This window comes from Bradyrhizobium sp. CCGUVB4N (assembly GCF_024199945.1).
GTDB lineage: Bacteria > Pseudomonadota > Alphaproteobacteria > Rhizobiales > Xanthobacteraceae > Bradyrhizobium.
In genome coordinates, this window is sequence record NZ_JANADP010000001.1 from 8,972,523 (window position 1) to 8,991,749 (window position 19,227).

The 19,227-nt window shown below is 65.1% G+C and carries 16 protein-coding genes; 7 read left to right on the forward strand and 9 right to left on the reverse strand.

Translation table 11 applies throughout. The annotated features are described in order from the left end of the window. Positions 1-7: 7 nt before the first annotated feature. Genes NLM31_RS41885 through NLM31_RS41895 form a run of 3 tightly spaced genes read left to right on the forward strand, consistent with a single transcriptional unit; the run spans position 8 to position 3,668 of the window. Complete coding sequence (locus NLM31_RS41885; protein ID WP_254134984.1) at positions 8-745, forward strand: ABC transporter ATP-binding protein; 738 nt, start codon at positions 8-10, stop codon at positions 743-745. Beyond that, positions 742-1,800, forward strand: coding sequence for a Gfo/Idh/MocA family protein (locus NLM31_RS41890; RefSeq protein WP_254195989.1), 1,059 nt, complete (start codon positions 742-744; stop codon positions 1,798-1,800). Before NLM31_RS41885 ends, NLM31_RS41890 begins: the two co-directional genes overlap by 4 nt. Continuing rightward, entirely contained in the window at positions 1,797-3,668 is a 1,872-nt protein-coding gene (locus tag NLM31_RS41895; RefSeq protein WP_254195990.1) for a bifunctional sugar phosphate isomerase/epimerase/4-hydroxyphenylpyruvate dioxygenase family protein, read from the forward strand. The genes NLM31_RS41890 and NLM31_RS41895 overlap by 4 nt, the downstream gene beginning before the upstream one ends. Before the next feature lie 42 nt (positions 3,669-3,710). Here the strand turns inward: NLM31_RS41895 and NLM31_RS41900 are convergent, their stop codons facing one another. Further along, entirely contained in the window at positions 3,711-4,883 is a 1,173-nt protein-coding gene (locus NLM31_RS41900) for an ABC transporter substrate-binding protein (RefSeq protein WP_254195991.1), read from the reverse strand. 298 nt (positions 4,884-5,181) lie between these two features. Here NLM31_RS41900 and NLM31_RS41905 point away from each other — a divergent pair, with 298 nt between their 5' ends. After that, the gene (locus NLM31_RS41905) at positions 5,182-6,444 is read left to right on the forward strand and encodes an NAD(P)/FAD-dependent oxidoreductase (protein ID WP_254195992.1); all 1,263 of its coding nucleotides are present in this window, start codon (positions 5,182-5,184) and stop codon (positions 6,442-6,444) included. A gap of 241 nt (positions 6,445-6,685) precedes the next feature. Here NLM31_RS41905 and NLM31_RS41910 read toward each other — a convergent pair whose 3' ends face one another. Further along, on the reverse strand, positions 6,686-7,897 hold the full coding sequence (locus tag NLM31_RS41910; protein ID WP_254134989.1) for an ABC transporter substrate-binding protein: 1,212 nt from the start codon (positions 7,895-7,897) through the stop codon (positions 6,686-6,688). A 37-nt stretch (positions 7,898-7,934) separates the two neighbouring features. After that, a complete protein-coding gene (locus NLM31_RS41915; RefSeq protein ID WP_254134990.1) occupies positions 7,935-9,143 on the reverse strand; it encodes a cytochrome P450 in 1,209 nt (402 codons plus the stop codon). Positions 9,144-9,226: 83 nt separating this feature from the next. On the opposite strand from NLM31_RS41915, the gene NLM31_RS41920 reads away from it, so the two are divergent. After that, positions 9,227-9,730 carry a MarR family winged helix-turn-helix transcriptional regulator gene (locus tag NLM31_RS41920; protein WP_254134991.1) on the forward strand — a complete coding sequence of 168 codons (504 nt, stop codon included), beginning with the start codon at positions 9,227-9,229 and terminating at the stop codon, positions 9,728-9,730. A 385-nt stretch (positions 9,731-10,115) separates the two neighbouring features. Here the strand turns inward: NLM31_RS41920 and NLM31_RS41925 are convergent, their stop codons facing one another. Continuing rightward, positions 10,116-11,966 (reverse strand): feruloyl-CoA synthase, encoded by a 1,851-nt coding sequence (locus NLM31_RS41925; RefSeq protein WP_254195993.1) that lies wholly within the window; start codon positions 11,964-11,966, stop codon positions 10,116-10,118. 148 nt (positions 11,967-12,114) lie between these two features. Between NLM31_RS41925 and NLM31_RS41930 the strand changes: the two genes are divergently transcribed. Further along, the gene (locus NLM31_RS41930) at positions 12,115-12,609 is read left to right on the forward strand and encodes a MarR family winged helix-turn-helix transcriptional regulator (RefSeq protein WP_254134993.1); all 495 of its coding nucleotides are present in this window, start codon (positions 12,115-12,117) and stop codon (positions 12,607-12,609) included. A gap of 194 nt (positions 12,610-12,803) precedes the next feature. Beyond that, positions 12,804-14,609 (forward strand): allophanate hydrolase, encoded by a 1,806-nt coding sequence (atzF, locus tag NLM31_RS41935; RefSeq protein ID WP_254195994.1) that lies wholly within the window; start codon positions 12,804-12,806, stop codon positions 14,607-14,609. Between the two features lie 145 nt (positions 14,610-14,754). On the opposite strand, the gene NLM31_RS41940 is transcribed toward atzF, so the two are convergent. The 5 genes from NLM31_RS41940 to NLM31_RS41960 are packed head-to-tail and all read right to left on the reverse strand — an operon-like array spanning position 14,755 to position 19,217. Next, positions 14,755-15,477: a GntR family transcriptional regulator gene (locus NLM31_RS41940; RefSeq protein ID WP_254134995.1), complete on the reverse strand. Its 723-nt coding sequence runs from the start codon at positions 15,475-15,477 to the stop codon at positions 14,755-14,757. A gap of 4 nt (positions 15,478-15,481) precedes the next feature. Beyond that, entirely contained in the window at positions 15,482-15,874 is a 393-nt protein-coding gene (gene hpxZ / locus NLM31_RS41945) for an oxalurate catabolism protein HpxZ (protein ID WP_254195995.1), read from the reverse strand. Between the two features lie 12 nt (positions 15,875-15,886). Then, positions 15,887-17,281, reverse strand: a complete 1,395-nt coding sequence (locus tag NLM31_RS41950) for an AtzE family amidohydrolase (RefSeq protein WP_254195996.1) — start codon at positions 17,279-17,281, stop codon at positions 15,887-15,889. A 7-nt stretch (positions 17,282-17,288) separates the two neighbouring features. Next, entirely contained in the window at positions 17,289-17,468 is a 180-nt protein-coding gene (locus tag NLM31_RS41955; protein WP_018316853.1) for a DUF4089 domain-containing protein, read from the reverse strand. Positions 17,469-17,498: 30 nt separating this feature from the next. Continuing rightward, complete coding sequence (locus NLM31_RS41960; RefSeq protein ID WP_254195997.1) at positions 17,499-19,217, reverse strand: ABC transporter ATP-binding protein; 1,719 nt, start codon at positions 19,215-19,217, stop codon at positions 17,499-17,501. Positions 19,218-19,227 lie beyond the last annotated feature (10 nt).

Here is a 19,227-nt window from a genome sequence, read left to right on the forward strand (position 1 = left end):
ACGAGCCATGAGCGATCCGATCCTCTCGGTTCACAACCTCGTCGGTGGCTACGGCAAGATGACGATCCTGAACGGCACCACATTCTCGGTGCCGCCGGCGACCATCACCACCATCATCGGCCCCAACGGCGCCGGCAAGTCGACCGTGTTCAAGGCGATCTTCGGCCTGCTGAAGCTGCGCGACGGCAAGATCAGCTTTGCGGGCCGCGACGTCACGAATTTGAGCCAGCGCGCGCTGCTTAATGCCGGCATCTGCTACGTGCCGCAGGGCCGCAACATCTTTCCCGAGCTCTCGGTCCGCAGCAACATCGAGCTCGGTGGCGTCTCCGCGGGGAAAGGCATCGACCTGCCGACGCGGATCGAGGCCGCCCTCGATCTGTTCCCGGCGTTGCGGCGAAAGTCGACGCAACAGGCCTCGACCCTCTCCGGCGGCGAGCAGAAGCAGCTCGAGATCGCCCGCTCGCTGCTGCTCGAACCAAAGCTCGTGCTGATCGACGAGCCGTCGATCGGCCTGTCGCCGCTGATGGTGCAACAGACCTTCGATATTCTGAAGAGCCTGCGTGACCGCGGCGTCACCATCCTGATGATCGAGCAGAACGCACGCTCGGCGCTGGAGATCTCGGACATCGGCATCGTGCTCGAGCTGGGCCAGACCCGCATGGTCGACAAGGCTGAGCGCATCCTGAACGATCCGCGCATCGGGCAGCTCTTCCTCGGTGGCGCCATGGAGGAGAGTGCAGCATGAATGCAAAATTGCGCATCGGCGTTGCCGGCGCCGGCCTGATCGGCCGCCGTCATATCGAATTGATCGAGGCGTCCGGGGATTGCGTCCTGGCAGGGATCGCCGATCCCTCGCCCGCGGCAAAGGATTACGCGCTGGCGCACAACGTGCCCTGCTATCCGGACCATCGCGCGCTGCTGGCGCAGGAGAAACCCGACGGCCTCGTCATCGCCTCGCCCAACACCCTGCACCTGCCGATGGCGCTCGACTGCGCCGAAGCCGGCGTGCCGGCTCTGATCGAGAAGCCGGTGACCGAGACGGTCGCGGCCGCGCAGCGCCTGTGCGCAGCGACAAAGCGCACCGGCGTGCCGATGCTGGTCGGCCATCACCGCCGGCACAATCCGATCATCAAGTCGGCCCGCGAGATGGTGACGAGCGGCAAGCTCGGCCAGCTCACCGCCGTGGTCGGGCTGTGGCTCCTGAAGAAGCCCGACGATTATTTCGAGGTCACCTGGCGACGCGAGCAGGGCGGCGGGCCGCTGCTGATCAACCTGATCCACGACATCGACAATCTCCGTTTCGTCTGCGGCGAGATCACCGAGGTGCAGGCGCTGACGTCGAACAAAGTGCGCGGCTTCGCGGTCGAGGACACCGCGGCCCTGTTGCTGCGCTTCGCCAATGGCGCGCTGGGAACGGTGACGGTCTCCGATGCGACGCCGGCGCCGTGGAGCTGGGAACTGACCGCGGGCGAGAACGCGGTCTATCCCAGGCAGGATCAGCCTTGTTACGTCTTTGCCGGAACGAACGGCTCGCTCTCGGTGCCGACCATGGAGCTGTGGTCCTATCCGCAAAATCCGGGCTGGCATGCACCGCTATCGCGCAATCCCGTCGCACTCGCAGGATATGATCCCCTCGCCGAGCAGCTGCGGCACTTCCTCGCCGTGATCGCCGGCCACGAACAACCGCTGATCTCCGTCGAAGACGCGATGGGCACGCTCGCGGTCGTCGAGGCCGTCAGCGAGGCAGCACGTACGGGCCAAAAAATATCGCCGGGCCACATCATGGAGCAGGCAGCATGAACAAGCGCTCGATCGCAACCGTTTCCCTCTCAGGGGCGCTGGACGAAAAACTTCGCGCCATCGCATCCGCGGGCTTCGAGGCGGTCGAGATCTTCGAGAACGATTTGCTGTCGTTCGGCTCTGGCCCGCGCGACATCGCAAAGCTCTGCAAGGACCTCAATCTCGAGATCTGCGCGTTCCAGCCGTTCCGCGACTTCGAAGGCATGCCCGAGCCGCAACGCGCGCGCAACTTTGCCCGCGCCGAGCGCAAGTTCGACCTGATGCAGGAACTCGGCACCGATCTGCTGCTGATCTGCTCCAACGTGTCCCCGAGCTCGCTCGGCGGCATCGACCGCGCGGCTGACGATTTCCGCGAGCTCGGCGACCGCGCCGCCAAGCGCGGTTTGCGCGTCGGCTACGAGGCGCTGGCCTGGGGGCGGCATGTCAACGACTATCGCGATGCCTGGGAGATCGTCCGCCGCGCCGATCATCCCGCGATCGGCGTCATCCTCGACTCTTTTCACGCCCTGGCGCCCGGCTTCCCGGTGCGCGCGATGGCCTCGATCCCCGGCGACAAGATCTTTCTGGTGCAGCTCGCCGATGCTCCCAAGCTCGAGCTCGACATCCTCTCCTGGAGCCGCCACTTCCGCTCCTTCCCCGGCCAGGGCGATCTGCCGGTCGGCGAGTTCATGCAGGCGATCGCGGCAACCGGCTATTCCGGTCCGTGGTCGCTGGAGATCTTCAACGATCAGTTCCGCGCCGGCTCGGCGGCACAGACCGCGGTCGACGGCCTGCGCTCGCTGATCCTGTTGCAGGACCAGCTCGCGCCGGATTGGCCGAAGCTCGTCGGCGAGCCTCTGGCGCCGAAGGCCAAGAGCAGCGGCACGGGCTTCATCGAGTTCGCCGTCAACGAGACCAAGGCCGGCGAGCTCGCGCATCTGTTTTCGCAGCTCGGCTTCCGCAAAAGCGGCAAGCATCGCAGCAAGGCCGTCGAGCGCTGGTCGCAGGGCAAGGTCGAGCTCGTGATCAATTCCGAGACCGACGGTTTTGCGCATTCCCACTACGTCACCCACGGTCCGGGCGTCTGCGCCATCGCGCTGGATGTCGACAATGCCGGCCTTGCGATGCAGCGGGCGGAGACGCTGAAGGCGCGCACCTTCTACCAGCCGGTCGGACCGGGCGAGCTGGAGATCCCCGCGATCCACGGCGTCGGCGGCAGTCTCCTGTATTTCCTCGACCAGGCCGGCAAGAACTGGGACACGGATTTTGCGCCAGTCGCGAGCGATGCCAGCACCGATGCGCTGCTCGCCATTGACCACATCGCGCAGTCGATGCCCTATGACGAGATGCTGTCCTGGCTGCTGTTCTACACCGGCATCCTCGACCTCAAGCGGCTGCCGCAGATGGAGATCGCCGACCCCAGGGGTCTCGTGCAGAGTCAGGCCCTCATCAATGGCGACCAGAGCCTGCGCTTCGTCGTCAACGGCTCCTCCGCCAACCGAACGCTGCCGGCGCGCTTCATCTCGGAGTTTTTCGGCTCAGGCGTGCAGCATGTCGCGTTCGCGTGCCAGGATATCTTTGCCGCCGTCGCCGCGATGCGCGCCCGCGGCGCGGACTTCCTGGATATCCCTGGCAATTACTACGACGACATCGAAGCCAAATACGACCTCGCGCCCGACGTCATGGCAAAACTCCGCGCCAACCACATCCTCTACGACCGTGAGGGCGATGGCGAATTCTTCCAGGTCTACACCCACATCTTCGACGAGCGGTTCTTCTTCGAGATCGTGGAGCGGAGGAATTATCAGGGCTTTGGTGCGGCCAATGCCGGGATCAGGCTCGCGGCGCAGGCCCGCGAGGTGCGGCCATCGAGCGTGCCGCGGGTGTAGTTTCCCTCTCCCCGCTTGCGGGGAGAGGGAGAGGCTAAGACCTCACTTCATCGTGCACTTGTCGTGGAAACGATCCTGGTCGTTCTCCACGATCGTCGCCACGGTCTTCAGAGAGAGCTGGCCTTCGCCGTCCTTGACCACGTCCTGCAGATAGAAGCTCTGCACCGGGATGTGGTTCTTGCCGTATTTGAACGGGCCGCGCAGCGACTTGATGTTGGCCTTCTCCATCTCGGCCTTCATCGCGTCCTTCTTGCTGGTGTCGCCCTTCACCGCGACGACCGCGCTGTTGATGAGCTGGGCCGCGTCATAGGCCTGGGCCCCGTAGTAGGTCGGACGCAAGCCGGTATACTTCTTGCGGTAGTCGGCGACGAAGCGCTTGTTCTGCTCGTTGGGGAGGTCGTTGACCCATTCCTGCGCGCCGGGAACGCCGAGCGCGTTCTCCTTCTGCAGCGGCAATGACAGCTCGTCGACGGTGAACGCCGTGTAAAGCGGCATCGTGCTCTTCAGGCCGGCCTGCGCATATTGATTGAGGAACTGCACGCCGGCAGGACCCGGATAGAACACGAAGATCGACTCCGCGCCCGAGGCGCGCGCCTTGGAGAGCTCGGCGGAGAAGTCGAGCTGGCTCGGCCACACCGTGTATTCCTCGCCCTTCACCTCGCCCTTGAACGTGCTCTTCACGCCCGCAAGCATGTCCTTGCCGGCCGCGTAGTTCGGCCCGATCAGGAACACGCTCTTGACGCCCTTCTGGTTCATGTAGAGGCCCATGGCGGCCGGCGTCTGGTCGTTCTGCCAGGAGGTCGAGAACACGTAAGGCGAACACAGCTCGCCCGCGAGCTGCGACGGGCCGGCATTGGCCGAGATCAGGAAGGTCTGCGAATCTACTGCGGTCTTGAGCGAGGCGAGCAGCACGTTCGACCAGATATAGCCGGCGAGGAAATCGACCTTGTCGGACTGCACCAGTTTTTCGGTCTTCTGCTTGCCGACATCGGGCTTCTGGCCGTCGTCCTCGTAGATCACCTCGACCGGCTTGCCGTCCATCTTGCGGCCCATGTGATCCAGCGCGAGCTCGAAGGAGTTGCGCATGTCGTTGCCGATCACGGCGCCCGGGCCGCTGAAGGTCGAGACGAAACCGATCTTGATGGTGTCGCCGGCGAAAGCCGGGCTCGCCAGCGCGAGCGCAGCCGCACCCGCCAGCCAGAATGCTGTCTTCATAACCACTCCCCTCCTTATTATTGATCCCGGAAACGGGGTGATCGCCGCCCCGGGTCTGTCTCTATTGAACGCAAAATCTGTCGCGCCGCCAATGGCTCAGCGCCCGCCCTGCACCATATTTCGCCCCAATCGCCGATGGCAAGAAATATAATTCTACTCACTTCGGCCGAGGCTGCGGCGCTTTTTCGCGGCCAATCGATACATCGGGCCTATTCCCCGATTGATGACGGCTATTGGACCACGGCGCCCAATCCGCACTTAAATGAGGAAAGTGAGCAGCGAGATTCGAGGGCACATCATGACCACGACACCGCATCGCGTCGTCATCGTCGGCGCAGGCTTCGGCGGATTGGAGACGACTTACCGGCTGGCGGGCGCGCCGGTCGAGATCACGCTGATCGACCGCCGCAACCATCATCTGTTTCAGCCGCTGCTGTACCAGGTCGCAACCGCCTCGCTCGCGACCAGCGAGATCGCCTGGCCGGTGCGCCATTTGATGCGCGACCGGCGCGAAGTGACGACGCTGTTTGCGACCGTCAGCGGCGTCGATGCCGACAGGCGCTGCGTGCTGATCGACGACGGCAGCGAGGTGCCCTACGACACGCTGGTGCTCGCCACCGGCGCGCGCCACGCCTATTTCGGCCACGACGAGTGGGAGGCTTGGGCGCCGGGCCTGAAGACGCTGGAAGACGCGACCACGCTGCGCCGTCACATCCTGGTGGCGTTCGAGCGCGCCGAGCGCGAGACCGATCCGGCCAGGCGCGCGGCGCGGCTGACTTTCGTCATCGTCGGCGCCGGCCCGACCGGCGTCGAGCTTGCCGGCACCATCGCCGAGATGGCGCACCACACGCTGCCTGCAGATTTCCGCAACATCGACACCCACAAGGCCCGGGTGGTCCTGATCGAGGCCGGCCCGCGCGTGCTCGCAGGCTTTCCCGACAATCTCTCGGCCTATGCGCAAGCCTCGCTGGAAAAGATCGGCGTCGAGGTCGTGCTCGGGCAGGCCGTCACCGAGATCAATCGTGAGGGCGTCGTGTTCGGCGGCAAGCTGCTCGAGGCCAAGACACGAATTTGGGCCGCCGGCGTGCGCGCCTCGCCCGCCGCCGAATGGCTCGGCGCACCGGCTGATCGCGCCGGGCGCGTGCAGGTCGCAGACGATCTCACCATCCCGGGCCATCCCGAAATCTTCGCGATCGGCGACACCATCAATATCAACGCCTGGGAGGGCAAGCCGGTGCCCGGCATCGCGCCGGCCGCGAAGCAGCAGGGCCGCCACGTCGCCGAAACCATCAAGGCGCGGCTGCGGGGCGAGAGCAAGGGCGCATTCCGCTACAAGCACTCCGGCAGCCTCGCGCAGATCGGCAAGCGGCTCGCGGTGATCGATTTCGGCAAGGTGCAGCTGCGCGGCACCATCGCGTGGTGGATCTGGGGCATCGCCCACATCTACTTCCTGATCGGCCTGCGCCACCGCCTCAGCGTGGCGCTGAGCTGGCTCTGGATCTACGCGCGGGACCAGCGGGCGGCGAGGCTGATCACGCAAGGGAGCAGCAAGGTGGCGTGAGAGAGGCTTCGCTTACCCTCCCCTGGAGGGGTCCGAGACGAGGGTAGCTCGCTCGTGGGTCGCTACGCATGCAGCGAAGCGAAATGCGTAGCGGGGTGGGGTGACAGTCTCTCCACCGATGCGCTGCCCGAGTTGAGAGATCACCCCACCCCGCTCGCGCTCCGCGCGATCGACCCACGAGCGAGCTACGCTCGTCTCGGACCCCTCCAGGGGAGGGTGAAGAAGCACTTGCAGCTACGCCCTACTTCACCAACTCGCACCCACCCTCTGCCATCGGGCGAAATGCTTGCTCCGCGGGAATCGTCGAGACCAGCTTGTAATAATCGTACGGATATTTCGACTCCTCCGGCTTCTTCACCTCGAACAGATACATCGGATGCACGACGCGGCCGTCCTGGCGGATTGCGGTGTCGCCGAACAGCTTGTCCTTGCCTTTGAACTTCTTCATTTCAGGGACGACGTCCCTGGCATTGTCGCTGCCGGTCGCGGCAACCGCGTTGAGATAAGCGAGCGTGGACGCATAGACACCGGCCTGGTTGCCGCTCGGCATCTTGCCGTTCATGCCGGGCCGCGCGGCAAACCGTTTTGCAAACGCACGGGTGTCGTCGTTCATGTCCCAGTAAAAGGCTTCCATGAGCTGCAGGCCCTGTGCGACCTTGATGCCCATGCCGTGGACGTCGTTGATGAAGAGCAGGAAGGCGACGAGTTTCTGGCCGCCCTGCTGGATGCCGAACTCGGCCGCCTGCTTCACGGCGTTGATGGTGTCGCCACCGGCATTGGCAAGGCCGATCACCTGCGCTTTCGAGCCCTGCGCCTGCAACAGGAACGAGGCGAAGTCCGACGTCCCGAGCGGATGCTTTGAGGAGCCGAGCACCTTGCCGCCGTGGCCTTCGATATATTTTTGCGCTTCCGCCTCGATGCCCTTGCCGAGCGCATAGTCGACCGTCAGGAAATACCAGTCCTTGCCGCCGCGCGACATCATTGCCGCGGCCGTGGTGTTGCCGGTCGCCCAGGTGTCGTTGACCCATTGGATGGTGTTCGGCGAGCAGGCTTTGCCGGTGAGATCGGCGCTCGCGGTCGACGACGCCAGGAACGTCATGCGGCTGTCGCGCAACAACGTGTTGATGGAAAGGCCAACCGCCGAATTCGGCACGTCGACGATGGCGTCAACGCCCTCGACGTCGAGCCATTTGCGCGCGATGGCGTTGCCGACATCGGCCTTGTTCTGGTGGTCGGCATAGACGATCTCGACCTTGATGCCCTTGCCGCCGCCGTTGAAATCCTCGGCCGCCATGCGCGCGGCCTCGACCGAGCCCATGCCGTTGGTGTCCTGGAAAATACCGGAGATATCGTTGAGCACGCCGACGCGAACGACGTTGTCGGATATCTCGGCGCTCGCCGCGCCGCCGATCAGGCTCGCAGCGAGCGCGAGCGTCCATTTCAAGTTCTTCATGGGTCCCTCCCCTTTATTGTTTTCGTCGCCGGCGGTGTCAGGCCGGCGTGATCGTCACCGGCAGGCTGTCGAGCCCACGCAGCGTGTTGTTGAAGCGGCGCTTTGGCTCGCCGGTGATCTCGATGCTGGCAACGCGGCGGGCCAAGGCCGAGAGCATCGTCTCGCCTTCGAGCCGCGCTACCAGCTGGCCGACGCACATGTGGATGCCCGAGCCGTAGCCGACATGGCCGGAGGTGCGGCGCGTGATGTCGTAGCTGTCAGGCTTGTCCCAGCGCCTGGGATCGCGGTTGGCGGCGGCGAGGAACATCAGTACTTTCTCGCCTTCGCCGATGGTCGCACCTGACAGCTCGACATCGCGCGTGGTGGTGCGAAAGAAGGTCTGCACCGGGCTCTCGAACCGCACGGCCTCCTCGAACGCGTTGCGCGCGAGCGTGAGATCACTGCGCAGGCGCTGCCACTGATCGGGGAAGCGAGCCAGGCAATAGACGGCGGCACCGATCCCGTTGACCGTTGTGTCGAGGCCGGCCGACAACAGCGAGCGCACCAGCAGCGGTGCTTCCGTCGCCGTGATGGCACCCTCGTCGACATGGGCGTGAATGCAGGCGCCGATGCCGCCCGGCGTCAGGTTCTCGCGTTGGCACTGCGCGGTGACATAGGCCTGGTGCGGCGCCGAGCGCTCGATCGCGTCCTGGCGTAGCTGGTTTGGCGGGCCGAAGGCATTGAACACAAGGCTCGCATAAGGAATGAGATTCTCGCGGCCTTCCGGTTTCAACCCAAGCGCATCCGGGAAGATCGAGAGTGGATACGCCTCCGCAAGATCCGCAATCGCATCGAAGCTGCGCTTTTCCAGCAGAGTATCGACGCGCGCCTCGGCCGCCGCGGCAAAGCGGTCGCGGAGCCCCTTCATCACGGTCGGCGACAGCACGCTCGCGAGCACCGCGCGGGTGCGGGTGTGCTCGGGCGGATCGGCTTCGAGGATCAGGCTCTGCGGCCGCCACGGCGTCTCCTTCTTGAAGTCGGACAGGCCGACGCCACGGCTGGAGCAGAACGTCGCGGGATCGTTCAGGACCGCATGAACCTCAGCATAGCGCGCCACGCCATAGAGCTTCCATTTGTCGAGATAGACGACCGGACCCGTCTCGCGCAGCAGCTCGTGCGTCGGATAAGGGTCGGCGAAAAAGTTCATGTCGAAGGGATCGACGTCGAGATGCGGGACGCCTGACATGGCGGAGCCGGGTGCGCTCATAAAAGTCCTCCCTCATTTTGATCTTGTGAAAGGGCGGCGCTTGCCCTTAGGTCTTCGGGCACGCCGCGAGACAGATTCCCGATATGCCGCCTTCGACCAGATCCCGCCAAAAGCCTGCGCCCGCTGAAACCGGGCCGACGCTCGATCTCGATCGTTACGTCCCGGCGTTCATCACCTTTATCGCCAACAAGCTCTCGAACAGCGCGACCGCGTTCTATCAGCGGCAATTCGGCGTCAACGTCACGGAGTGGCGGATCATGTCGCTGCTGGCGATCGAGCCCGGCATTCCCGCCTCGCGCATCTGCCACGTCATCGGCTTCGACAAGGGCCCGGTGAGCCGAACGCTCGCCGGCCTGGAGAAGCGCGGGCATGTGTCGATCCGCACCGACCCGAATGACGGCCGCACCCATTCGATCTCGCTGACCGCGAAGGGACGCACCACCCATGACAAGGTGATCGTCGCGGCGTTCGAGCGGGAGCGGCGTCTGCTGTCCTGCCTGAACAAGGACGAGCGCGAGGTGCTGATCGACCTGCTGCGCCGATTGCACGAGAATCTTGGCGCGGTGACGGGCGGCACCGAGGCCTGACAGGACACGCGCCGGGCGCGATCCTGCGTCACTCACGGGCATACGCTGGCGCTTGCCCGCGGCATCCATTCTGCCGAGCATAGTTTCCTCCAGGAACAGGCGCAGCGGTTCGACCCGCCGTCATCCTTGTCCGGAACGGTTCGCATAAATTAGTTGCTTAGGCAACAAAAGAATCATGCAAGATAATGCGGCAGAATGGCTGGCGTATTTGGAGAAAGCCGCTTCCGCTTCTCCCTCTCCCCGTTCTTACGGGGAGAGGGTTGGGGTGAGTGGCCTCTCTCCGCGCACGCGAGTGTCGCTGGACCTATACCCCCTCACCCGGATCGCAAGAGCGATCCGACCTCTCCCCGCAAGCGGGGAGAGGTTAAGAGCAGCGCGGGCTCAGCTACAGCCCGATCCACTCACCCGACGCCTCATCATTCAGCCGCGCCGCGGCATCGGCACGGCGCGTCAAAACCCCGCGCTGGTTGATGTAGCCCTTGTCGGTGATCTCGCCGCCATCGACCGACGGCGGCTCGGCGAGCAGCAGCGCGCGCGTGGCGTGGCCGGAGGAATTGGCGCCCTGCTGTTTCAGTTTTGAGAGCCCTTGCTTGATGGCCGTCCTGACCTTGTCGTGCGCCAGCACGTCATTCGCGCCGGCCGTCTCCGGCAAACCGGTATGCGCGCGACAGGCGACCATGTTCGGGAACACCAGAAACCGCACCTCGTCGCCGCCATGACCGGTCACGACGATATCCTGCGCGAGCGGCGCAAGCGCGGCGATCCCGGCGACGCGCAGCGTGCCGACGCTGACCCAGGTGCCCGAGTTGAGCTTGAAGTCTTCCGCAACACGGCCATCGAAGAACAGGCCGCGCTCCGGCCGATCGGCATCGGCGAGCTTCACGGCGTCGCCGATGAGATAGAAGCCGTCTTCATCAAAGGCCTGCCTGGTCAACTCCGGTGCCTTCCAATAGCCCGGCGTGACGTTGGGGCCGCGTACCCGCACCTCCAGCTTGTCGCCGGAGTTAACGAGCTTCAGCTCGGTGCCGGGAATCGGTACGCCGATATTGCCGGAACGCTCTGCAAGGAAATGGCAATCGGTCGCCAGCGGCGACGTCTCGGTCGAGCCCCAGGCCGAGACCATCGGCATGGCACGACCAACCGTCTTGATCGAAAGCTCCTCCAGCGCGTCCCACAGATTCTGCGGCAATGCCGCACCGGCATAGAAGGCGAACTTCACCTCGCCGAAGAAGCGGCGGCGCAGTTCCTCATCGCCGCGCAGCGCCGTAATCAGCATGTCAAAGCCGCGCGGCACGTTGAAATAGACCGTCGGCATCACGCTTTTCAGGTTCGCAAGCGACGTCGCAAACAATCCGGGCGCGGGCTTGCCGCCGTCGATATAGAGCGAGCCGCCGTTGCGCAGCACGAGATTAAAATTGTGGTTGGCCCCAAAAGTGTGGCTCCAGGGCAGCCAGTCGAGAATGACGAGGTCGCTTCCACCTTGCTCGAGGAATGTCCAGGTCTGCGCCTTGGCTTGTTGGCTGGAGGTCAGCATGCGCTGGGTGTTGACGACAGCCTTTGGCGTGCCGGTCGAGCCCGAGGTGAACAGGAATTTCGCGATCGTGTCGGGCGTCACGGCGGCGAAGGCCTTTGTGACGCCGGGAATTTCCGGCGTTGCCGCGATGGCGCGGAAGGCAAGCGCATCGGCGTCGCCGGCATTGCCACTGATGATCTGTGCCGTGTGCAGCGGCTTGATCGCGGCGAGCGCGGCAGCAAACGGCTTGGTGGCGGAAACGTAGATCGCACCGGGCTCAAGCAGCGCGATCATGCTCTTCAGCTTGTCAAAATCCCTGGACATCAGCGAATAGGCCGGCGAGATTGCGGCCGAGGGCACACCGACATGCTGGGCCGCGAGTGCAAGCAGCGCGTGATCGATGCTGTTGTCCGAGAGAATGACGACGGGGCGCTCCGCACTGAGCCCCTGCGCCAAAATCCACGACGCCGCGGCGCGTACGCGGCGCAAAGCACCCGCGTAGGTCACGGTGGCCCAGGGCGCATCGGCGCCGTCACGCTCGGCAAGGAAGATCGTATCCGGCGTCTGCCGCGCAAAATGCTCCAGCCAGTCGCCGACGCAGCGCGCGCAATCGCGCAAGGGGTCGCCCGAGCGCAGCACGATGCTGCCGTCGGCACGATGCTCGGCGACGGTCTTTGGTGCTGCGAACAGGCTCGAAGCGTCACCGTGTGCGGCTGAAATCATGGTTTCCTCCTCGCCCGTATCAGGGATCGGCCGCAGCCTCGTTCCGGGCCACTTTGATGATAATGTTGGGCGGGACAATTGTTGTCGTCAACAACAATCTTCCGCTGGAGCCATCGAGGCGCTAAGGTCGTGCGGCAGGAGATGCAATGTGACAGCCAGCGCAGCCCAGACTTCCCCCCGCAAACGCACCGGCAATGGCGCGGCGCGGCGGATCGACGCGGACGAGATCGGACTGGACGCGCTGGTCGGCCACGCCGGCTACGCGGTGCGGCGCTTCCAGATCTGGATCTTTCAGGATTTCATCAAGACGCTCGGCGATGTCGACATCCGGCCGACGCAATATTCGGTGCTGACGGTGATCGGCGCCAACCCCGGCCTGTCGCAGATGGCGGTGGCAAAGCGCCTCGGCATCGAGCGCGCCCGGCTGGTGCACCTGCTCGACAGCCTCGAGCAGCGCAAGCTGGTGAAGAGGATCAAGTCGAAAGAGGACCGGCGCTCGCACGCGCTGCATCTCACCGGCCAGGGCGAGACGGCGCTGGCCAAATTCAAGCGGCTCGCCGCCGAACACGAGCGGCATGTCGAGGAGAAGCTCGGCAAGGCCAACCGGGAGCGGCTGCTCCGGATCCTGGCTGACTTCACCTGATCCCGGACTGCACACGATTTGAGCAAATGCCCGGAACGGGGCGCAACGACCGCAGCCTGCTCACTAGCCAACGGATCTCTCAAGTCTATGATCTCACGATATTATCCGGGGCGACCGCGCTGCCCGGATAATGTACACAATGGCACATCGCTTGCTTCAATCCGGGTAAGACCTGTTGCCGGAGTTTTGTCACCATGGGGGCTGAGCAGCCTGAAACGATCGCCGAAATCGTGGCCGCGCATCGCGCGGGCACGATGACGCCGGCGCAGACAGTCGCGCGGACCTATCAGCGCATTCGCGACCACAACGATCCCGCGATCTTCATCAACCTGCGCGACGAGAAGGACGCGATCGCGGAGGCCGAAAAGCTTGCCGCGAAGGACGCCGCCAGCCTGCCGCTCTATGGCGTGCCGGTCGCCGTGAAGGACAATATCGACGCGCTGGGCTTTCCGACCACGGCAGCCTGCCCGGCTTTCTCCTTTACGCCGGCCCATGACTCGACCGCGGTGGAGCGGCTGCGCGCGGCCGGCGCCATCATCATCGGCAAGACCAATCTCGACCAGTTCGCGACCGGCCTCGTCGGCGTGCGTTCGCCCTATGGCATTCCCAAAAATGCGATCCGTGAGGATCTCATTCCGGGCGGATCGAGTTCCGGCTCCGCCGTGGCGGTCGGCGCGGGCCTCGTGCCGCTGTCGCTCGGCACCGACACGGCCGGCAGTGGCCGCGTGCCGGCGATGCTCAACAACATCGTCGGGCTGAAGCCGAGCCTCGGCATGATCTCGACCGCGGGTCTCGTGCCGGCGTGCCGCACGCTCGACTGCATCTCGGTATTTGCTTTGACGGTCGACGACGCCGCCCTCACCCTTTCCGTGATGACGGGTCCCGATCAGGCCGATCCGTTCTCGCGCGACCGGCCGCTGGGCGCGCTCACGCCGCTCCCGACGAATTTGCGCCTCGGTGTGCCGCGCAACGGGCAACTGATCTTCTTCGGTGACAAGAAGTCGGAGGCGGCCTATGCCGATGCGCTGAAGCGCTGGACCGCGCTCGGCGCGACGCTGGTCGAGTTCGACCTCGAGCCGTTCTACGAGACGGCGCGGCTGCTTTATGAGGGGCCTTGGGTCGCCGAGCGTTATCTCGTGATCAAGAACCTCCTGGCGTCCGCGCCCGATTCGATTCATCCGGTCACGCGCGAGATCACTGCAGCCGGCGCGCGGCTTACGGCGGCGGAGACCTTCTCCGCGCTCTACCGCCTGCAGGGCCTGCGCAAGATCGCCGAGCGGACATTTGCGAGTATCGACGCGCTGGTGCTGCCCACGGCACCGACGGCCTATACGACCGCGCAGGTGCTGGCCAATCCGATCGAGCTCAACAGCCGGCTCGGCACCTACACCAATTTTGTCAATCTGCTCGACCTCTGCGGTCTCGCCGTGCCGGCGGCGATGCGCGTGGACGGCATTCCGTTCGGCATCACGCTGCTGGCGCCCGCCGGTCGCGACGCGATGCTTGCGAGCATCGGCCGCGTCTTCCATGCCGATACGAAGTTGACAATTGGTGCGAAGAGCGTGGTGCAGGCACCGCTTGCGGCGCTTCCCGCAAACAGCGGTGACGAGATTCCGATCGCGGTGGTCGGCGCACATCTCTCGGGCATGGCGCTGAACGGCGAATTGAAGGCGCTGAATGCAAGGCTGATCGAAGCGACCAAGACCGCGCCGGACTACAAGCTCTATGCGCTGAAGACCACGCCGCCGAAGCCGGGCCTGCTGCGCGTCGAAGCTGGCAAGGGCGCGTCCATTGAGCTGGAGATCTGGTCGCTGTCGTCGTCCGCCTTCGGCAAGTTCGTCAACGCGATCCCTGCGCCGATGGCGATCGGGACGCTGCGGCTCGCCGATGGCCGCAGCCTGAAGGGCTTTCTCGTCGAGCCGGAAGTGCTGGGCGAGGCGCGGGATATCACGGCGTATGGCGGCTGGCGCGCGTATATGAAGGAAGCCGCGACAACGTAAGTCTCGTAGGGTGGGCAAAGCGGCTTGTCCGCCGTAGCTCGAAGAGCGAAGGCGGAAGCGTGCCCACCATTCCGTCCATCATGAAGAAGATCGTGGGCACGGCGCTTTGCGCCTTTGCCCACCCTACGGCACCAATTGCGCGGAGCTACACCGACACCGCGTAAATCTCGTACTCCCCGCGCACCAGCTCGATATGTGCGCGCATCGCAGCCGCGGCACCCTGCTTGTCGCCGCGCATGATGGCGACGACGACGCGGTCGTGCTCGGCTTGCGACTTGGCGAGACGGCCGAGATTGCGGAACTGGGCGCGGCGGAATGGTTGCACGCGCACCCGCGTCGCCAGCGTGATCTCGGCGATGTAACCGTTCTGCGATCCGGCATAGATCGCGTTATGAAAACGCTCGTTGACCTCGTGGAAGCGATCGGGATTGCCGGCGTAGCTGAGGACGCGGAGCTCCTCGTGGATGGCTTCGAGTCCATGACGCTCGGCGGCCGACATCCGCTCCGCGGCGAGGCCGGCGCACAGCGCCTCCAGCTCCGCCATCGCCTCGAACATGCTGGTCAGACGCTCGATCGACGGCTGCGCGACCACTGCGCCGCGATGAGGACGTGCCTCGACCAGGCCGCTCGCGACCAGCTGCCGCAGCGCTTCGCGCACCGGAGTGCGCGAGACGCTGAAGCGCCGCGCGATGTCGGTCTCGTCCAGCGGAGCGCCGGGCGCGAGAGTTCCCCGCACGATCTCGTCGGCCAACTGAAGACGCAGTTCCTCGGCGCGCGTGACCTTCTGCACCGATGGCGAGGCACGGTCGACGCGCGGCACGACCGGCTCGGCCGGCAGTGTTCCGGGCGGAAAATCGTCAAGCGTCATACGGTCAGGTCTCTTTCGACTCGTCGATGATGCTGACATGGGCGGCGACGACGCGCCAGCCCTCCGGGAAGCGAATCCAGGTCTGCATCTGCCGGCCGACCTTGCCGGGAGCCGTGTCGCGATAGAACAGGGTGGAGGCGACAGCCGTATCGCGGCCGTAGCTGGAGATCACCGTCTTCGCGGTGCGGCGATTAAGGCCGACCGGCGAGCGGCCGGCACGGAATCCGGAGATCGCCTCATAGCCGTAGAGGTTCTCGCCGATGCCGTAGCGCAGCGTGCGGGGATCGTTGCGGAACAATTCGCCGAGCACTGCAACGTCGTTGGTGACGAGGGCCTGCTCATAGCGTTCGAACGCGGCGTTGACTTCCGCGATCACGTCGGGGAGATCGATCTCCATCTCAAATTCCTCTCAAAGTCCCCTTGCCGACGGCGCGGCGACCACGCCCATCTTCTCCAATGCGTGCGCAACGCGCAACGCGATGTCCTCGCGCCAGGGCGCAGCAATGATCTGCACGCCGATCGGCAGCGGTTCGAGCGGCACGGGCACTGCGACCACCGGCAGGCCGATGAACGAGATCGGCTGGGTGTGGATGCCGATGTTGGCGCGCACCGGCAGCTCGACGCCGTCGAGGGTAAAGTTCACCTGACCGATCTTTGGCGCCGTGCAGGGTGTTGCCGGCGCGATCAGCACGTCGACGGTCTTGAAGATCTCGGCGAATTGCGCGCGATACCAGCGGCGGAACTTTTGCGCGCGGTCGACCAGCGGCGCCGGCACCATGGCGCCGGCGATCAGCCGGTCGCGCACGGCCGGATCGAAATCGTTCGGGCGCTTGCGCAGGCGATCGAGATGCAGCGAGGCACCTTCAGTGGTGGTGATGACATAAGCCGCCGCGCGAGCGCGCGCGGCTTCGGGCACGTCGACGACTTTCGTTGCGCCAAGCGCCTTGGCGACACGGCTGACGGCTTCGACGGCTTCCGGAAACACGTTCTTCTGGAAGTAGCCCCCGGCGATGGCGATGCGCAAATCCGAGACCGGATTGGCGAGCAACGGCAGTGTCGGCTCCAGCCCGCGCGTCGTGCAGGCGCCGTCGTCGGCATCCGGGCCCTGCATCGCGTCATAGGCGAGCGCGAGATCGGTGACGGAACGTGCGAACGGGCCGAGATGATCGAGGCTCGCGACGAACGGGAAGGAGCGCGCACGCGACAGCCGGCCATAGGTCGGCTTCAAGCCGAAGATGCCGCAGAACGAGGACGGCACGCGGATCGAGCCATTGGTGTCCGAGCCGAGCGCGATCGGCACCAGCGCGCCGCCGACGGCGCTGCCGGAGCCACCCGACGAGCCGCCGGTCATCCGCGTGGTGTCGTGCGGATTGCGCGAGGGACCGTCATGGACGTTCTCGCCCGTAAAATCGTAGGCGTATTCGCCCATGTTGAGCGCGCCGACCAGCACGGCACCGGCCGCTTCCATGCGCTCGATCAGCGCGGCGTCGCGCTTGGATGGCGCGAGGTCGCGATTGATCTTCGAGCCGGCGCGCGTAGGCAAGCCCGCGACGTCGAAGAGGTTCTTCACCGCAAAGGGCACGCCGGCGAGCGGACCGACGGTCTTGCCGGCCGCGATATCGGCATCGATCGCGCGCGCTTTCGCACGGGCGCGATCGGCGGTGACGTCGGTGAAGGAATTGAGAATCGTGTCGTGCTGCTTGATGCGCGCGAGCGCTGCTTCCGTGGCATCGAGTGCGGTCATCTTGCCGCCGGCAACCGCACCTGCGATCTCGGCCGCAGTCATCTCTGGCTTGGTGGTCATGGCAGCATCAGGCCGTGAAGATCGGCGCCGGCTCGGTCTCGTCCGGCAGCGCGAATTCGTCGACGAGGCGGGCGAGCCGCAGCGAGACTTCGAGATTGGCGCGTACCGCAGGCCTCCAGGCCTCCTCGACCGGCAGCGCCAGCGCTTTGGATACGGCGTCGATATAATCGTCCAGCGGCTCGGCCATCACGCTCCCAAACAGTCTCTCAGGGCACTCTCAGTGGACCTGCAACGGCGGATGCGGGATCGCCGTCAGCAGTTCCTTGGTGTAGTCGTCCTGCGGATCGCTGAGGACCTTCTCGGAAGTGCCTTCCTCGACGATCCTCCCCGCCCGCATCACAATGACACGATCGCACAACAAGCGCACTACATTCAAATCATGCGAGACGAACAGATAGCTCATACCTAGCCGTGCCTTGAGGTCCTGAAGCAGGTTCAGGACGACGGCCTGCACGGACACGTCCAGCGCCGCGGTCGGCTCGTCCAGGATGACGAGCTTGGGGTGCAGCGCGATGGCCCGCGCAATGCCGACGCGGGCCTTCTGGCCGCCGGAGAGCTGGTGCGGGAAACGATCCAGCAGATTGTGCGGCAGGCCGACCATGGTGGCCAGCTCCTCGCAGCGGGCGCGAAGCGCATCGCGTCCCCTGATGTCGCCGAGCTGCATGATCGGATCGGCGATGGCGCGCACCGCGGTGAAGCGCGGGTTGAGGCTGTCGGTCGGATCCTGGAACACCATCTGGATGCGGCTGCGCTGCGGCAGGCGGGCGAAGGAGGCGGGCTGAATGCCGCCGATGTCTTCGCCGTCGAACTGGATCAGGCCGGAGGTCTGGTCGAGGAGCCGCATCACCATCATCGACGTGGTCGATTTGCCGCAGCCGGATTCGCCGACCAGGCCGACGCTTTCGCCATGGCCGATCGAGAAGCTGATGCCATCGACCGCGCGGAACACATCGGGCTCCACGGGCGGCTTGCGCCCGAACAATTTTCCGAGCGTGGCGGTGGCGCCCTGGCGGGGATATTCCTTGATCAGCTTTTCGATGAGCAGGAGGGGCTTTTGGCGCTCCGCGCTAGCTGGGGCGGCGGGAGCAGACTCCGTGGCTGCGGCGCCTTCTTCTTCCGGCAGCAGATCCCGCAGCGACACACCGAGCCGCGGCGTCGCGCGCATCAGCTTCTTGGTGTAGGGGTGCTGCGGGTTGGCGAAGATGTCGGCGGCCTTGGCGGTCTCGACGACGCGGCCCTTCTCCATCACCACGACGCGGTCGCAATAGGCGGCGGCGAGGCCGAGGTCGTGGGTGATCAGGATGGTCGACATCGCCTTGCGTTTTGTGAGTTCGACGATCAAATCCATCACCGCCTTCTGGGTGGTGACGTCAAGACCGGTGGTCGGCTCGTCGGCGATCAACAGCTGCGGATTGCAGGCGAGCGCGAGCGCGATGACGACGCGCTGGCACATGCCGCCGGACAATTCGAACGGATAGGCGTGGTAGCGCTCGCGCGGGCGGGCGATCTTGACCTGCTCCAGCGCCTCGATCGCCTTTTCTCCGTGGTCCGAAACCATCGCTTGCTGCACATGGGTGCGCAGCACGTCCTCGATCTGGTCGCCGACTTTACGGATCGGGTTCAGCGCCGCGCGCGGGTTCTGAAAGATCATCGAGACTTCGCGGCCGCGCAGATCGCGCATCTGGGCCTCAGACGCGGCCTTGACGTCGATGCCGGAAAACATCACCGAGCCCTCGGCGATCTTGCCGGCGCGATCGAGGATGCGCATCACCGCGTAGGACGTCACCGACTTGCCGGAGCCGGACTCGCCGACGATGGCGAGCGTCTCGCCCTTGGCGACGGAGATGTTGACGTGCTGCACGGCTTTGACGATGCCGCGGCGGGTGGTGAATTCGACGGTGAGATCCTGGACGTCGAGCAGCGGTTGGGCGGTCATGCGGGTCCCC

What these genes read in the sequence shown, in the direction of transcription:
- NLM31_RS41925 (WP_254195993.1), bottom strand. Translation starts at nt 11,966, where the DNA reads ATGATTTCAGCCGCACACGGTGACGCTTCGAGCCTGTTCGCAGCACCA.
- NLM31_RS41900 (WP_254195991.1), bottom strand. Translation starts at nt 4,883, where the DNA reads ATGAAGACAGCATTCTGGCTGGCGGGTGCGGCTGCGCTCGCGCTGGCG.
- NLM31_RS41920 (WP_254134991.1), top strand. Translation starts at nt 9,227, where the DNA reads ATGCCGCCTTCGACCAGATCCCGCCAAAAGCCTGCGCCCGCTGAAACC.
- hpxZ (WP_254195995.1), bottom strand. Translation starts at nt 15,874, where the DNA reads ATGGAGATCGATCTCCCCGACGTGATCGCGGAAGTCAACGCCGCGTTC.
- NLM31_RS41960 (WP_254195997.1), bottom strand. Translation starts at nt 19,217, where the DNA reads ATGACCGCCCAACCGCTGCTCGACGTCCAGGATCTCACCGTCGAATTC.
- atzF (WP_254195994.1), top strand. Translation starts at nt 12,804, where the DNA reads ATGGGGGCTGAGCAGCCTGAAACGATCGCCGAAATCGTGGCCGCGCAT.
- NLM31_RS41915 (WP_254134990.1), bottom strand. Translation starts at nt 9,143, where the DNA reads ATGAGCGCACCCGGCTCCGCCATGTCAGGCGTCCCGCATCTCGACGTC.
- NLM31_RS41895 (WP_254195990.1), top strand. Translation starts at nt 1,797, where the DNA reads ATGAACAAGCGCTCGATCGCAACCGTTTCCCTCTCAGGGGCGCTGGAC.
- NLM31_RS41905 (WP_254195992.1), top strand. Translation starts at nt 5,182, where the DNA reads ATGACCACGACACCGCATCGCGTCGTCATCGTCGGCGCAGGCTTCGGC.
- NLM31_RS41890 (WP_254195989.1), top strand. Translation starts at nt 742, where the DNA reads ATGAATGCAAAATTGCGCATCGGCGTTGCCGGCGCCGGCCTGATCGGC.
- NLM31_RS41885 (WP_254134984.1), top strand. Translation starts at nt 8, where the DNA reads ATGAGCGATCCGATCCTCTCGGTTCACAACCTCGTCGGTGGCTACGGC.
- NLM31_RS41940 (WP_254134995.1), bottom strand. Translation starts at nt 15,477, where the DNA reads ATGACGCTTGACGATTTTCCGCCCGGAACACTGCCGGCCGAGCCGGTC.
- NLM31_RS41955 (WP_018316853.1), bottom strand. Translation starts at nt 17,468, where the DNA reads ATGGCCGAGCCGCTGGACGATTATATCGACGCCGTATCCAAAGCGCTG.
- NLM31_RS41950 (WP_254195996.1), bottom strand. Translation starts at nt 17,281, where the DNA reads ATGACCACCAAGCCAGAGATGACTGCGGCCGAGATCGCAGGTGCGGTT.
- NLM31_RS41910 (WP_254134989.1), bottom strand. Translation starts at nt 7,897, where the DNA reads ATGAAGAACTTGAAATGGACGCTCGCGCTCGCTGCGAGCCTGATCGGC.